This window comes from uncultured Roseobacter sp., from assembly GCF_947495275.1.
Lineage (GTDB): Bacteria > Pseudomonadota > Alphaproteobacteria > Rhodobacterales > Rhodobacteraceae > Roseobacter.
This window is the reverse complement of the sequence record NZ_CANLYL010000009.1, coordinates 141,243-154,372: the sequence shown is the minus strand read 5'-3', so window position 1 is coordinate 154,372 and position 13,130 is coordinate 141,243. Positions and strand designations below refer to the sequence as shown.

The following is a 13,130-nucleotide window of genomic DNA, read 5'->3' as shown; positions in this document are numbered from 1 at the left end:
GGCGTTTCCGTCCGAATTAGTGATGCGGGTGAAGCGCGTCCTTGAGATAAACGCACGTTAGAATGGTGAAGACATAGGCCTGAATGAAGGACACCAGGACCTCCAGACCATACATCGCGGTAATCGCCACAACCGAAACCGGGCTGACCAGCGTTATGACCGCGAAACCTGCAAAAACCTTGATCACCGCGTGACCGGCCATGACGTTGCCTGCCAGACGAATGCTGTGGCTTACGGGTCGCACGAAATACGAAATCAATTCGATGATCGCGAGGATCGGACGCAAGGCCAGTGGCGCCGACGCGACCCAGAAAAGGCTCAGGAAACCCGCGCCGTTTTTCACAAATCCAAGGATGGTCACGGTCAGGAAAACTGCCATCGCCAGCACAACCGTTACGGCAAAATGCGAGGTTGGGGTGAAGGCCGTGGGGATCAGACCGAGGAAATTAGCGCAGACGATGAACATGAACAGCGTCATGATATAGGGGAAATACTTGACCCCTTCCTTGCCGCAGATGTCTTCGACCATCTTGTAGATGAAGCCGTAAGCCAGCTCAGCAACGGACTGGCCGCGCGAGGGCACGATCGCGCGTTTGGAGCTGCCCAGAACCATCAGCACGATAACAGCGATGACCGCAAAACCCATCCACAGGGCCGCGTTCGTGGGTGTGTACCAGGTAATGGCACCCTCCCCGAAAAGCGGCTTGATGATGAATTGGTCCATCGGGTGGAATACCAGACCGCCGGTCTCCGCTTTATCCGCCATTTCAGGCCCCCTCGTCTCGTTTCTCGGCTTCTTCAGCCAACTTCTTTTCCTGGATTTCCTGTGCGGAGCGGAGCATCGTTTTAACCCCGGCCGCCAGACCCAGCATGACAAACAGCACCATGAAGATCGGCAAGGTTCCAAACAGAACGTCAAGGCCGTATCCGATGCCAAAACCGATCCCGAGACCGGCCACAAGTTCAATCACCATCCGCCAGGCAAGCTGCGCCTGAGAGTAGTGTTCATCCACCCGGGGCTTTGGCGCCTGCGCCTGTTTTGCGGCGTCGATCTTGGCCTGAAGCTGCGCCATTCGCTGCTTTTGGTCGGGATCCGTCACACGCAAACACCCCTTTGGATGGTTGCGCTTTTGCTATTGTGCGCGGGGCGGCGAGTCAAGCACCGGCGGGGCATTCGCCAAACTAAGTTAACTTATTGATTAATAATAATTTTATATGCTATCGGATAAGCCGGTCGCAGAATGTCGCAGGGCGCGGGGCTGCCGCTGAAGGCGTTTGCGTTATTCAACCAATTGGTTGATCTTAGGCCAGCACCCCAGCCTCACGAAAAGGTTCTGTCTGCTCCAGCAGCCAGCGGCGGAACTGACGCAGCGCTTTGCGACGCACCCCCCGGCTGCCATAGACCAGATGATAACTGCCCGACCGGATGCTCACATCGGAACAGCGGACCAGGCGCCCCAAGCGACATTCCATCTCAACACATTCAGCTGATCCCAGATACACGCCGTGGCCGTGGATCACTGCCTCGATCGCAAGGGTGGAGCGCATGCGCCAACGCGGCTCGGCAATCCTGTCCGCGCCCAGACCTGCGGCCTCGCACCATTGCTGCCAGACATTGCGACCGCGATCCTTAAGCAGCCGAAACTGCAGAAGGTCATCGGGGCTCACCACGCCCTCGGGGATCAGGCTGGGGGCGGCATAGGGGTAAAGCGGCGCGTTGCTGAGCAGGTCAGAGGGGGCATCAACTTCGCCGGAGATCAGAAAGCGCACGGCGATATCGGCCTCATAGCGTTCGATGTCCGCAAGGTTTTGCGACGCATCCAGCCGAACCTCGATTTCCGGGTAGGTCCGGTAGAAATCCGGCAGCCGGGGGATCAGGAACCGCTGGGCAAAGAGCGTTTCGCTACTGACCGTGATCTGACCCGCCGGGGCTTCCTCCAGCTCCTCGGTTGCCTCGCTGATCACATCAAGGGCCGGGATGATCCGCGCCAGATAGGCTTTGCCATCTGGTGTCAGCTGCAACCCGCGTGGCAAATCGCGAAAAAGCTGCGCGCCCAACCTGTGCTCCAATCCGCGCACATGACGGCTGATCGCGGAGTGGCTGACGCCCAGCTCTTCCGCTGCGCGGGTGAAACTCTCGTGACGCCCGGCCGCCTCAAACGCACGCAGTGCATTCAATGGAGGGAGTTTGCGTGACATCATTAATACGTGCGTTTTTTGCACAGGTGATGTCAAGCAATTGTCTTTGTGAAATGGCGTTAGCGGTACTAAATCTGGATTGTAACTCAGAAAACAGGTGATTTCCATGCAATCTCAGACCCTGAACGCAGCTTGCTGCGTACAAGATAAATGTGTCTTAAACGCACCCGTTTTGCCGCGCAAGAGCCTATGGCATCAGATTTTGGAGGGCCTCAAACCGCGGCCCTACATCCCCCATATACGCGCTTTGAACGATCATATGGCGCGCGACATCGGCCTCACCCCGGCGGAAATGGAACGCCACCGGCTGGAGTTACCATCGCAGTCAATGCATCACCCGCGCGGGTGATGCGCTTTCCCTCCCACGGTACGGGCGCTATGACGGGGTATGACACGCGATCTCGATCAGGCCTTTGCCGCCCTTGCCGATCCCACTCGGCGCGCCATTCTGACCATGTTGCTGGAAGACGATATGGCGGTAACGGATGTGGCCGAACCGTTCGAGATGTCGCTTGCGGCGATCTCCAAACATCTGGGCGTGCTGACAGCAGCGGGGTTAATTTCTCAGGAAAAGCGCGGTCGCGTAAAGTGGTGCAAACTGGAGCCGGACGCGCTTCGGGCGGCTTCGGTCTGGATGCAGGGGTTCGGGCAGTTCGAGCCGGTAAACCTCGACGCATTTGAAAGGTTTCTGGCGACCGAACTACCCGAAAACGGGGGCTGAACCCCTTGTATGAGGTCAGGTGGCCAGATTAATCACGGCCATCACGACGACAACAAGCCCGACAAGATAGATAATACTACGCATTGGAATGTCTCCTTTGTGGTGTTCGGAGGCTCAACCCGTACCCCGTAGCTTTTGTTCCGTTTGCATTTCAGCACCATCCCGCAAAAGCATCAGCAAGGCGAGAATGGTGATGGCCACACCACCGAAAATCAGAGCACCCGGTACCGGATTGCCCAGCGCTATTTCCCACAGTATGACCCAGCTGGGTGTGAGGTAGGTATAGGCCATGACCTTGGCACTTGGCAGGCGCAGGGTGGCAAATTGCACCAGCACAAAGGTGGCCGCCGAGGCAAAGATCGCCACGTAGATCAGGGTGACCCAGACGATGGGCGGCAGGGCGGACCAATCTGTCGCGATGATGTCAGGTGCTGCATAGACCGTCAGCAACAGCGCCCCGGCCACGAGGGTTCCGAAGGTGAAGACAACGGCCGGCTCACCGCGGTTCAGCTTGCGCACCAGCGGCGTGTAGGCCGCATGGGCGATACAGCCGACGAAATAGACGGCCTCACCCCGCCCCACTTCGAATGCCCGCAAAGCCGCAAGATCGGCACGAAAGATAACCCAAAGCGCGCCAATCGCACCAATCGCAAGGGCCAACGCCATGCGCCGTGTTGTGATCTGGCGCAGGAGCAGCCATCCAAAACCGGCCGCCAGCACCGGGGTCAGGGTGAATACGGCCGCTGCGCTCACCGGCGGGGCGGTTTTCAGTCCCTCGAACATCAGAACGAAGTAGATCGCGAAGACGCCACCCAGGATGATGTAGCGCCAGGGTGCCTGTGCCGCACTTCTGGGCAGGCCTGTGGTGGCAAGCGCCGCCACGCCGATCACCAGTGCGGCCAAAACAAAGCGTACTGCATTCAGTACCGCCGGGTCGATCTCATTGGCGGCAAGCGCCCCAAGCGAGAAAGACCCCGCCACCAGCGCGGAGAAAGCAAGCATCGCTGCATGCCCCTGTCTGCCTGGTGTCATATTTCCCAGTCTTTCGATTGCTCTTTGAGAAAGCTCAGGAAAGCCTGCACCTTGGTCGTGCGATGCAAATCCACATGGGTGACCAGCCACAAAGGGCCGGACCATTCCTCCTGCCGCTCGAAGACCTCCACCAGATCGGGGGTCGCGCGCGCCTCCATCACCGGCAGAAACCCGATGCCCGCGCCGGTTTTCACCGCAACCTCCAAGGCGCGCGAATCGTTGGAGCGGAACGTCAGGGTGGCCGTCGGGATCTTTGCGCGCAGCCACCGGTTGAAAGGCGCACGGCTCACATCACTGTCCTGTCCGACAAAGCGGTGATGCGCAAAATCCTCGATCGTTTTCGGCGTTCCATGCGCTTGCAGATACCCGCGCGTCGCGAAAAGCCCCATATGCTGGCGATGAAACGCCTGTACCACATTGTCCGGCTGCTCGGGCGCGCTGCCCGCACGGATGGCCACATGGGCCTCCCCGTATTCCAGCCGAAAAAGGCGCTCGCCGGTCAGGTAACGCACCACCACGTCCGGATATTGCGTTTGGAAATCCGCCAGCAGCGGCACCATGCGCGGGGCGAGGCTGATCAGCGAAGTGATCACCAGATCGCCGGAAACCTCGTTGCCCAGACCCTTGATGCGCCCTGCCAACTGGCTGAACTGATCGTCGGTGGCCTGGGCGACCCGCAGCAGATCCTGCCCCGCTTCGGTGGCAGTGTAGCCGCGCGCATGGCGCTGGAAAAGCTTGACGCCCAAACGTCCTTCGAGCGCATCAATGTGGCGGATCACCGTGGCATGGTGCACGCCGAGCACTTCGGCCGCCCCGCTGACCGTTCCAAGGCGGGCCACCTGATAGGCGGTTTTGATCTCGTCCCAGTTGTCCATTTGCGCGTCCGTGTTGGGATGGTTCATTCAGGAATGTGCGAAAACGCACAAACTTTGTTCAATATCAACAATTGAGTTCATAAATGCAATAGCCCATCTGTGACCAACCGACGTAAAGTTCTTTCCCTTCTTCAAGGAAACTCTGACATGACACAGACCATCCTGCACATTGATGCATCAGCTCGCCATACCGGTTCCACAACACGCGATCTTTCAGCGAAGATTGTCGAGCGGTTGGGCGGAGATGTTCTCTACCGTGACCTTACAACGGCGTTGCCGCAAATCAACGAAACCTGGGTTACGGCCAATTTCACGCCCGCAGATCAACGCGACGCGCAACAGCAAAAGGCTCTGGCGCTCTCCGACACACTGGTTGAAGAGATCAAGGCGGCGGATGTTCTGGTCATCGGCGCGCCGGTCTATAACTTTGGCGTACCGGCGGCACTCAAGGCATGGATTGACCTGATTGCCCGGGCGGGCGTGACCTTCGCCTATACGGAAAACGGCCCCAAAGGCCTGCTGGAAGGCAAACGCGCGGTGATCGCATTGGCGACGGGCGGCACGGAGATTGGCTCGGAGGTCGATTTCGCCTCCGGGTATCTGCGTCACATCATGGGGTTCATTGGCATCACCGACGTCCAGATTGTCGCCGCAGATCGGGTGATGAGCGATGCGGATGCCGCGCATGCCAAAGCCACCGCGCAAATCGACGCCCTCGCCGCCTGAAACACGGGGTTAAAGCGGCAGGACCGAATGGGCGTCGGCGTCGCATAGATGCCGCACCAGACGCGCGGGAAGAGCCTTCCAATACAGATATCAAGGGCTCTTCCGGCTCTGCTGAGACATCTTTCAGATGCGTATCTCATCAAAGACGGTGAAATCCTCTCTCAATTATCCCGCACTCCGGCACCCTCGCCAGAGCCGATCGGGCCATAGCAAACGATGCGGGTTCACGGCATGGCGTCAGATGGTTTCCGGGCAAGGAATCCTGACCGTCATCGGCGTGATCTGACGCAGGCCGCCAAAGCCCAGCATGTCCGGGGCTGATAGCAATTCCATCTCGGGGGTGGCAGCGAGCAGCGCGGCGAGGCTTTCCTCCATTTCGATCCGCGCGAGCATTTCGCCGAGACATCGATGGGGTCCAAGGCCAAAGACCAGATGAAGACGCGGATGGTCGGTGCGGCGGATGTCGAAGTCATCCGGGTTGGTGTAGAGCCCCGCATCGCGCATCGCCGACATCGTGCTGAGGCGCAGAAATGCACCGGCGGGTATTTCGATGCCGCCCAAGGTCATCGCGACCGTTGTGACGCGCGGAATGGTGGCAACGGAGGGTTCAAAGCGCAGGCCCTCGGACACGGCACCCGGGATCAGGCTGTGATCGTCGCAGAGCGCGCGCCAGTCGGCGGGGCGCTGCAGCAGCATCGCGCAGAGCATCGCAAAGGCCCCGCGGGTCGTATCGCTACCCGCAATGATCATGCCGACAACCTGGAAGATAAGGCTGTCGAAGGACAGATCACCCTTGGCGTCCCAATCTGCGACGAGACCGGACAGCAGATCATCACGGGGAGCGGTCCTGCGGGCCTTCATCTGTCCTTCGACGTAGTCAAAAAGCTCTGTGGTGGCGCTTTCGATCATGTCGTGCCGGTCGTGCGGATAGATCGGCACGAAGGCGAGGGAAACCTTGTAGACCAGCTGTGCAAAGTGGCGCGTATCTTCCTTGGGAAGCCCCAGGATCGCGGCAATGATGTCGGCAGGGACGCGGGCGGCCAACCGGTCAACAAAATCGAAGCTCTCCCCACGTGGCAGGCCCGCGATGAGCGCATCGGCGGCGGCCCGAATTTCTGTGCGAAGGTCCTTCATCGCCCGGTGGGCAAAGCTGCGCGCGAAGAGCCCGCGTTTCTGCCGATGTGCCTCGCCATTTGCGAGCAGGAAGATATCGGCGATGAAGCGCGCGGTCATCCCGTCGGGTACCTGGTTCAGCGCCACAAGCTCCCGCCCTTCGATCTGCCGGGTGCCCGGGTCGGTCAGAAGAGAGGTCACATGCGCCGCCTGTAGCACGAGATACTGATTGGGACCGAGTTGTACCACGGGTGTTTCCTGACGCAATTCTGCCAGCCGCTTGTGCGGCGCATCGGTCAGGCTTGCGGGGTTGATAAGGCGGGCTTGGGTCGGGAAGGTCTGGTTTTGATGGTTCATGGGATCACTCCGGTTTTTTTGCGTCAAGCGTCACACACGCCCAAAATATGAGGGGGTAACGCCTGAATTTTGTGGCGGACCTAGGGCCCAAGCGTTGTCGCGATCGTTGTCACAACCGTGGTAATGGCGCCGCGCTATCGTTGTTTTTCGCGGCGACGCCGTGGCCCGCAAAAATGCGAAGCTACCCCCATGGATGACTCGGCGCGAGATCCAGCACACCGCTTTCCTCAAATCCAAAGTTGAAGGACATGAAGGTCACTGGCAGGCCGCTGCTGTTCATATCGTTGATGTCGATACCAAAGGCCCCCTTCAGAAGATGAAGTTGCTGGCTGTCAGATCGGCGATGTCGATCCCTTTGAGGATGATCCGCAAGCCCGCGCCATCGTCGATAACCACATCTCCCAGTTCTTCAGCCTGCGTTGTGACGACTTCGCCACCCGGGCCGACACTCACCAATGCATTGGTCTGGTTCAGGTAAAGGGCTCGCAGGTCCGCAAAGCTGTTGATCCGGCTGACCGCGCGCAGGTCGATCCTGTCCCCGGTCGGGGATGCATCGAAGTCGCGGATTTCATTGACGCCATCATCATCCACAAAGATGAACCGGTCAGCACCTTGCCCACCATCCAGCACATCGTTGCCGGTACCTCCCTCAAGGAAGTCATTCCCCGAAAAGCCGAAGAGCGTATCAGCGCCCGGACCACCCCGGACCGTGTCATTTCCGGCTCCGCCGGTCACCGTGTCATCGCCCGCGCCACCATCGAGCCTGTCATTACCATCTCTGCCGCTGAGCGTATCATCACCGCCCAGACCCAGGATCACATCGTTGTCGTCCGTGCCAAGCAACGTATCAGCGGCATCGGTCCCGCGGATCACCTCCGGCATGCCATTGAGGATCGCGACCTTGACGATCTCCGACCCGGACACCCGATATGCAACGGCCACCCGGCCATCCTCCAGCAGCGCCGCGTCAGGCTGTGCGCTGCGTTCAGCGGCCACCCGGAAATCACCCCCCATCGGGCTACCGGCAGCGTTGTAACGTCGCCCCCGAAACTCGGACAGCCCTCTGTCCTTGTCGTAGAAGAGAATGAAGCCACCATCAGGCAGCGGCACAATCGCGGGTTCGTTATTGTTGTTGTCGCCTGTACCATTGGTGTCGATGCCTGCACCAAGATTGGTCGTCAAAGGGTCGCCGTTTTGCTTGTAGACGCGGTACAGGATGTTGATATCACCGCCGTCATTCTCCGCAAAAGCGATGACGAAACCGCCGCCTGTCAGGGCTACGACTTTTGCGTGAAACGTCCTGCCATCCTCACTGCCGCCGATGATTTCCCTGATCGTCGTGCCATCTTGCTGCAGCAGGTACAAGTGAAGCTGCCCGCGACGGCGACCGTCTCCGTCCGGGTCGACCAGAACGATCAGATTGCCGTTCGTCAGGACGTCGGCGTCGATGGTGGTGTTGGCATGGGAGGTATATTGGGTAGTCCGTTTTTCACGCAACAGGGTGCCACCGTTGAAACCGCCAATCCTGAGGGTGCCTCTAATCCTTCCCAAGAAGGCGTAGATGAACCGATACCTGTTCTCACCAAAGCCAATGACCTCAGGATTGCTGGGACCCGTGCCCTGATTGCTGAAAAGCTTGAACTGATCGCCCATGGACTGAATAGTCCCAGCCTCGTCAATCCGGAACGTCCGGGTCGAAATCTCAGCCGTAAAGTGCCGCATCTCTGTGCCGATGACTACCTTGCCATTGCCCATCGTCGACATCGAAAATCGTTCCTCGTCTATTTCTTTTTTTTCACCCCCCGAGATGAAGTCAAAGGGAAAGAGGAGCTGCGACCCGATCCGATTGCCATCATAGTCAAACACCTGACCATGGATGCGGTATCTGCCACTGGAACTGCCGGTTTCGGTGGAAAAGGCGACAAGAAACCGGTTGTCGCTGAGAGCAACGACTTTTGGGCGTAACGCTCGGGGTGTGGCGTTCGCCTGGACGGGTGCGACGAACACTTCGGGTGTGATAGCCATGTCAGATATCCTTTTGAAAAATTGCCAAAGAGCGGCCTCGCCCGACAGGACGTGCCGGGCGGGCGTGTCTTCGCTGGTGCGTCAGCGGGTGACTTTTTTACGCCGACGCAGCGCGGCAATCCCGGCCACACCAGAGAGGAGCAGCGCGCCGCCTGCGGGCAGCGGCACGGCGGAAATCTCATCCGCCGCGATGTTCAGTTCCAGGTCGAGCTGTACGCCCTCGACGCCAAATGTCGAGCTCGCGAACGTCGAAGGTAAACCGCCTTCGCTCAGCACGTTAATGTCGATCCCAAAAACTGTGAGAGTGCCTTGCCAGGTGATTTCAGAGCCGGCGCTGAATGCAAAATTTTCATCACCGTTCACACCGATGGCAAAAAGATCACCACGTACAGAATTTGCATCGTTGACAACAACCTCGTCGATCCAGCGCGTCTCGTTATCAATTCGTACTCTGGCCTTGCCTTGGATATCGGTCAGGATGGATGCCCGTAGCGCGGTAAAATCGCCCAGTCCTGACCATATCGTTGCAAGGCTGAAACTGTCCGCGTTAAAGCTTCCCGCACCATCTGGAACGGCCGTTCCGCTGAAGGTCCAGGTGGTTTGTCCGCTGCCGGGGGTGCCCGAGATATCGGCGACAAGGGCGGCTTGCGCTGGGGAGGTGGCAAAGAGCGCGGCAGCGATGAGGGAGAGAATTCTTGTCATCTGTGATTTTCCTGAAAAAAGGAGTGATAGGGCCCCGGCCCTCGCGGAAGCAAGGGTCGGAGCGAGGCCAATTGGCGGGGAGGGAAAAAGGGGGCCCGGTGCCTTTCTAGGAATCCGGCACCGGGCTTTATGGTCAAAAATAACTTTGCGTACTTGTTAATAACTACTTTTGCGGGCGATAAACGGCCGCCCTAAATTCTGCTCGGCCCGGCACCACTGTTGAAGGACAGGGCACCGGCGGGGCGAATCTATCCCCGGGTCGTTATAGGCGAAGCGCCTTGGCCAAAGCGTTGTCATCACCGTTGTATTGGCGTTGTATTTGCGCCCCGCAGCGTTGTAATGCGCGTTGACGACGGGGTGGCGGGGTCAGGTGAGCACCCTGTTGGCCGCTCACCAGCGGTCTGAGCCAGAGCCGATCAGGTCGCCTTAAGGTCAGGGACATCCTCATCGCCCGCGCCTGTGAGCACGTCATCGCCTTGCAGGGCCTGAATGGTGCCGGCATAGTTTCTGAACCCGCCATTCCCAAGGAAAACGCTTCTGATGGTACTGCCACCGAGGGACACGATCCGCGCCTCGAACCGGCCTTCCGTATTGCTGTCGCCGTCGCGGTCATCAAGCAGCACGATGTTGCCATTGGCCAGCGCCGTGGATTGCAGATCGTCATCACTGCCCCCGCGTGCACCAAGCCCCTGTACCACCTCCGTATCTTTTGCGTCCGAGGCCTGACGCAGCGTATCGCGGGTGATAAAGATTGCTGCGCCGGCCAAGCGAATGGGCAATCCAGCCACTGCTACCGCGCTTCGTGAGCGCGAAGTCAAAATGCTCGACGGCCCTGACACCGACATTTTCGCTCCGACCTTTTACAAAACTTGCCCGGCCGCCAGCGCTGATATTGAACACCCCGATAAACGGCACATCGCCGTTGCCCCCAAATCCTGATCAGCGAAGATCGCAACGAGGTTCCTTTCCAGCCCGATGATGTCAAAATTCTCCCTGTCCGTCTCTTCAGGAAACTTAAAAAAAGAGCCTCTTCGCCGATGCGATTTCCATCGAAATCGAACTGCTGACCACGCACAAAGAAGGCGTCAGTGGTCTGTTGTCCGATCCGCTCGGAGATATAGGCAACAACAAGGTTGCCGTTGCCCATCACAACGGCCTGCGGTTCGGCCGCCGAGCCGGTTGTGTTGACCCGGAAGGGTCCGGTCAGAATTTCGGGCGTGGTACTCATACGTGTTTTCCTTTCAACATGAACACACGGCGGGGGGGGGTGCCGGGAAGCACTTCGCGCCGCGTGTTGATCATCTGGGACCGAGCGTTGTGACGAGCGCTGTCAGGACCGTTGTATTGTCCCGCTATTGGCCTTGTATTTTTCGCATGAGCGTCGGCATCGGTGCAGGATGATGATCAAACGGTGCTAACAGACTTCGATTTGGTCGCCCGATGATCAGGAATGTGTCACGTTGCCAGAAGGCGGATCCAGGGTGCGGTCAGAGCCACAGCGCGTCAAAGATCATGCGCCTTCATGAAATCCCGGATTGCATCCATACCGGTGCGCCACGCGGGTTCGTAGTCGACCAGCACGTGATTGCGGCTCTCCAGCGGCACAAAGCGGGCATCCGCGATGCCCGATGCCACCGCACGTCCTTGTGCCAGAGGAATGCGCTGGTCACCCTTGGAATGCAGCACGATCGTGGGGGCCTTGACCTGATCCAGCCTGTGACGCACGTCAATGTCGCCGAACGCATCCTGAAAGCGCGCAGCATTCTGTGGCGAGGTGGTCCGCCGCTGGAATTCATCGAACCACGCGAGGTCGTCAGCGCCCGCATCGGGCATGAACGTCTTGGAAAAAATGTGCCGGTAGGCAGGGTTTTCCGTGCCCCAGCCAACCACTGTCAGGTTGCGCACCGCCTCGCGTCGCGCCTGCTCTTCGGGGCTGGCAAGGTGTCGCCAACCTGCGGCATAGCTGCCAAAGAGGATCAGCCCCGACACCCGTTTGGGATGGCGCACGGCGTATTCGATGGCAACCGCCGCGCCCTGCGAGATGCCGAGCAGCGGAAAGCGCTTTAGCTGCAACTTGTCGGCGACGGCTTCGAGGTCTTCGACAAATGCATCGAAGCTCAGGTTTTCGACGTCCCAATCCGACAGGCCACACCCCCGTTCATCATAGCGGATCAGGGTCCGATCCCGCGCGACCTCCGAGAAACACTCGCCCCATATCGGCGTTGCCCAGTCGAATTCGAGATGCGTGAGCCAGTTGGCGGCTTTCAGAATGGGAGCCCCCGATCCGACCAACGCATAGGCAATCTTGGTGCCATCCGCCGCATCGCAAAAGCCAATGCGTTGCGCGCGAAGGGCTTCGGCGTTTGCTTGTCGAGGCAACCGATGGTCTTGGACCAGCAACCGGCCAGGTTTTTGCGCATCAGGTCCTTGGAGCGCATCCTGTTTCTCGCCAAAGCCGGGAGCGTGCTGCGTTCGCGCGAAGGCCCCTGCGTCCTCTGGCGCCGCCTCGCGCCACAGACGCATCCATTTGGACGTACCATCAGAGCGCAGGGCCAGCAGCCGAAGAACCTCTTTACGCGCCGCACCTGCATCGTCACGCACCGCTGCGAGCCACGACCGGAACGCATCGCTTCCGGCTTCGTCAAGCCCGTCCAGAACTACCGCATCAAGGCGCAGGGCCAGGTCTTCCAACTCGGCAACCGACAAGCCCTCTGCGCCGCTGCGCAACCGTGCCTGAACATCCAGAATGTCAATCGACAGCCCTTCACCATCAAAAGCCACGCGTTCTCGGTCCGCAACGATGCGAACACGCTCAGGCGTATCGACCACCTTACGCAGCTTACTTAGCGACCAGCGCAACGCCGCTTTGGGATCATCCGGCAGATCCCAGAAAAGCTCGCACAGGCGTTCCCGTCGATGGGGGCGACCGGTTTCAACCAGAAAGGCCAAAAGAGCCCGGGCTTTGCGTGATGCCGGAAGCGGGACCTCCGTCCCGTCGCGAACCACCCGTAAATCGCCGAAGAAGGAGATTTCCAGACCGGTCTGCGCGGTCGCTTGTGGGGCGGTATTTGGCTTTTTTGATTTCGATGACAAATGGATGACCTGTGAAACTGATTAAACTTGAACGGGGATCGACAGTAGATGGTCGCCGATCGAACCTCACGCAACGTCAGTATAGGCTAAATCTCGAATTCCATCAGCGCGTTGTGAGTTCAGGCGGGTTTTCGCCGCCGCGCAACGACCGCAACTAAGAAGCTGCGGCTCTTGTGATGGATGCGGTTTTGGGTGGTCCGCGCCCGTCCCGAACACGCAGGCAACCTGCGCGGCATGGCGTCGTTCCATGTTGTAATCGACAGCAGGTTGCAGGGTCGCGGCTTTAT

Annotated in this window: 13 protein-coding genes; 2 read left to right on the top strand and 11 right to left on the bottom strand. The window is 59.1% G+C overall.

What is annotated here, in order from left to right:
- Positions 1–16 precede the first annotated feature (16 nt).
- The 3 genes from Q0802_RS16930 to Q0802_RS16920 form a co-directional block, all read right to left on the bottom strand.
- A complete protein-coding gene (locus Q0802_RS16930; protein ID WP_298920463.1) occupies positions 17–766 on the bottom strand; it encodes a F0F1 ATP synthase subunit A in 750 nt (249 codons plus the stop codon).
- 1 nt (position 767) lies between these two features.
- Entirely contained in the window at positions 768–1,100 is a 333-nt protein-coding gene (locus tag Q0802_RS16925) for an AtpZ/AtpI family protein (protein WP_298920460.1), read from the bottom strand.
- Between the two features lie 202 nt (positions 1,101–1,302).
- Positions 1,303–2,199, bottom strand: coding sequence for a LysR substrate-binding domain-containing protein (locus Q0802_RS16920; RefSeq protein ID WP_298920457.1), 897 nt, complete (start codon positions 2,197–2,199; stop codon positions 1,303–1,305).
- 388 nt (positions 2,200–2,587) lie between these two features.
- On the opposite strand from Q0802_RS16920, the gene Q0802_RS16915 reads away from it, so the two are divergent.
- Entirely contained in the window at positions 2,588–2,920 is a 333-nt protein-coding gene (locus Q0802_RS16915; protein ID WP_298920454.1) for a metalloregulator ArsR/SmtB family transcription factor, read from the top strand.
- A 114-nt stretch (positions 2,921–3,034) separates the two neighbouring features.
- On the opposite strand, the gene Q0802_RS16910 is transcribed toward Q0802_RS16915, so the two are convergent.
- Both Q0802_RS16910 and Q0802_RS16905 read right to left on the bottom strand, forming a co-directional pair.
- Positions 3,035–3,952: a DMT family transporter gene (locus Q0802_RS16910; RefSeq protein ID WP_298920452.1), complete on the bottom strand. Its 918-nt coding sequence runs from the start codon at positions 3,950–3,952 to the stop codon at positions 3,035–3,037.
- On the bottom strand, positions 3,949–4,827 hold the full coding sequence (locus tag Q0802_RS16905; RefSeq protein WP_298920451.1) for a LysR family transcriptional regulator: 879 nt from the start codon (positions 4,825–4,827) through the stop codon (positions 3,949–3,951). The genes Q0802_RS16910 and Q0802_RS16905 overlap by 4 nt, the downstream gene beginning before the upstream one ends.
- 147 nt (positions 4,828–4,974) lie before the next feature.
- Here Q0802_RS16905 and Q0802_RS16900 point away from each other — a divergent pair, with 147 nt between their 5' ends.
- The gene (locus Q0802_RS16900; RefSeq protein WP_298920449.1) at positions 4,975–5,553 is read left to right on the top strand and encodes an NAD(P)H-dependent oxidoreductase; all 579 of its coding nucleotides are present in this window, start codon (positions 4,975–4,977) and stop codon (positions 5,551–5,553) included.
- Between the two features lie 237 nt (positions 5,554–5,790).
- Here the strand turns inward: Q0802_RS16900 and Q0802_RS16895 are convergent, their stop codons facing one another.
- From Q0802_RS16895 to Q0802_RS16870, 6 genes are all read right to left on the bottom strand, one after another.
- On the bottom strand, positions 5,791–7,023 hold the full coding sequence (locus tag Q0802_RS16895) for a cytochrome P450 (RefSeq protein ID WP_298920448.1): 1,233 nt from the start codon (positions 7,021–7,023) through the stop codon (positions 5,791–5,793).
- Between the two features lie 309 nt (positions 7,024–7,332).
- Positions 7,333–9,048: a calcium-binding protein gene (locus tag Q0802_RS16890; RefSeq protein WP_298920447.1), complete on the bottom strand. Its 1,716-nt coding sequence runs from the start codon at positions 9,046–9,048 to the stop codon at positions 7,333–7,335.
- Between the two features lie 81 nt (positions 9,049–9,129).
- Positions 9,130–9,750, bottom strand: coding sequence for a VPLPA-CTERM sorting domain-containing protein (locus tag Q0802_RS16885; RefSeq protein WP_298920446.1), 621 nt, complete (start codon positions 9,748–9,750; stop codon positions 9,130–9,132).
- Positions 9,751–10,166: 416 nt separating this feature from the next.
- The gene (locus Q0802_RS16880; RefSeq protein ID WP_298920444.1) at positions 10,167–10,517 is read right to left on the bottom strand and encodes a hypothetical protein; all 351 of its coding nucleotides are present in this window, start codon (positions 10,515–10,517) and stop codon (positions 10,167–10,169) included.
- A gap of 47 nt (positions 10,518–10,564) precedes the next feature.
- Positions 10,565–10,978, bottom strand: a complete 414-nt coding sequence (locus tag Q0802_RS16875; protein ID WP_298920442.1) for a hypothetical protein — start codon at positions 10,976–10,978, stop codon at positions 10,565–10,567.
- A 275-nt stretch (positions 10,979–11,253) separates the two neighbouring features.
- Positions 11,254–12,843 (bottom strand): alpha/beta hydrolase, encoded by a 1,590-nt coding sequence (locus Q0802_RS16870; RefSeq protein WP_298920441.1) that lies wholly within the window; start codon positions 12,841–12,843, stop codon positions 11,254–11,256.
- Between the last annotated feature and the right edge of the window lie 287 nt (positions 12,844–13,130).

Coding starts and splice junctions, on each gene's coding strand:
- Q0802_RS16930 (WP_298920463.1), bottom strand. CDS start 766: ATGGCGGATAAAGCGGAGACCGGCGGTCTGGTATTCCACCCGATGGAC.
- Q0802_RS16920 (WP_298920457.1), bottom strand. CDS start 2,199: ATGTCACGCAAACTCCCTCCATTGAATGCACTGCGTGCGTTTGAGGCG.
- Q0802_RS16915 (WP_298920454.1), top strand. CDS start 2,588: ATGACACGCGATCTCGATCAGGCCTTTGCCGCCCTTGCCGATCCCACT.
- Q0802_RS16910 (WP_298920452.1), bottom strand. CDS start 3,952: ATGACACCAGGCAGACAGGGGCATGCAGCGATGCTTGCTTTCTCCGCG.
- Q0802_RS16905 (WP_298920451.1), bottom strand. CDS start 4,827: ATGGACAACTGGGACGAGATCAAAACCGCCTATCAGGTGGCCCGCCTT.
- Q0802_RS16900 (WP_298920449.1), top strand. CDS start 4,975: ATGACACAGACCATCCTGCACATTGATGCATCAGCTCGCCATACCGGT.
- Q0802_RS16895 (WP_298920448.1), bottom strand. CDS start 7,023: ATGAACCATCAAAACCAGACCTTCCCGACCCAAGCCCGCCTTATCAAC.
- Q0802_RS16890 (WP_298920447.1), bottom strand. CDS start 9,048: ATGGCTATCACACCCGAAGTGTTCGTCGCACCCGTCCAGGCGAACGCC.
- Q0802_RS16885 (WP_298920446.1), bottom strand. CDS start 9,750: ATGACAAGAATTCTCTCCCTCATCGCTGCCGCGCTCTTTGCCACCTCC.
- Q0802_RS16875 (WP_298920442.1), bottom strand. CDS start 10,978: ATGAGTACCACGCCCGAAATTCTGACCGGACCCTTCCGGGTCAACACA.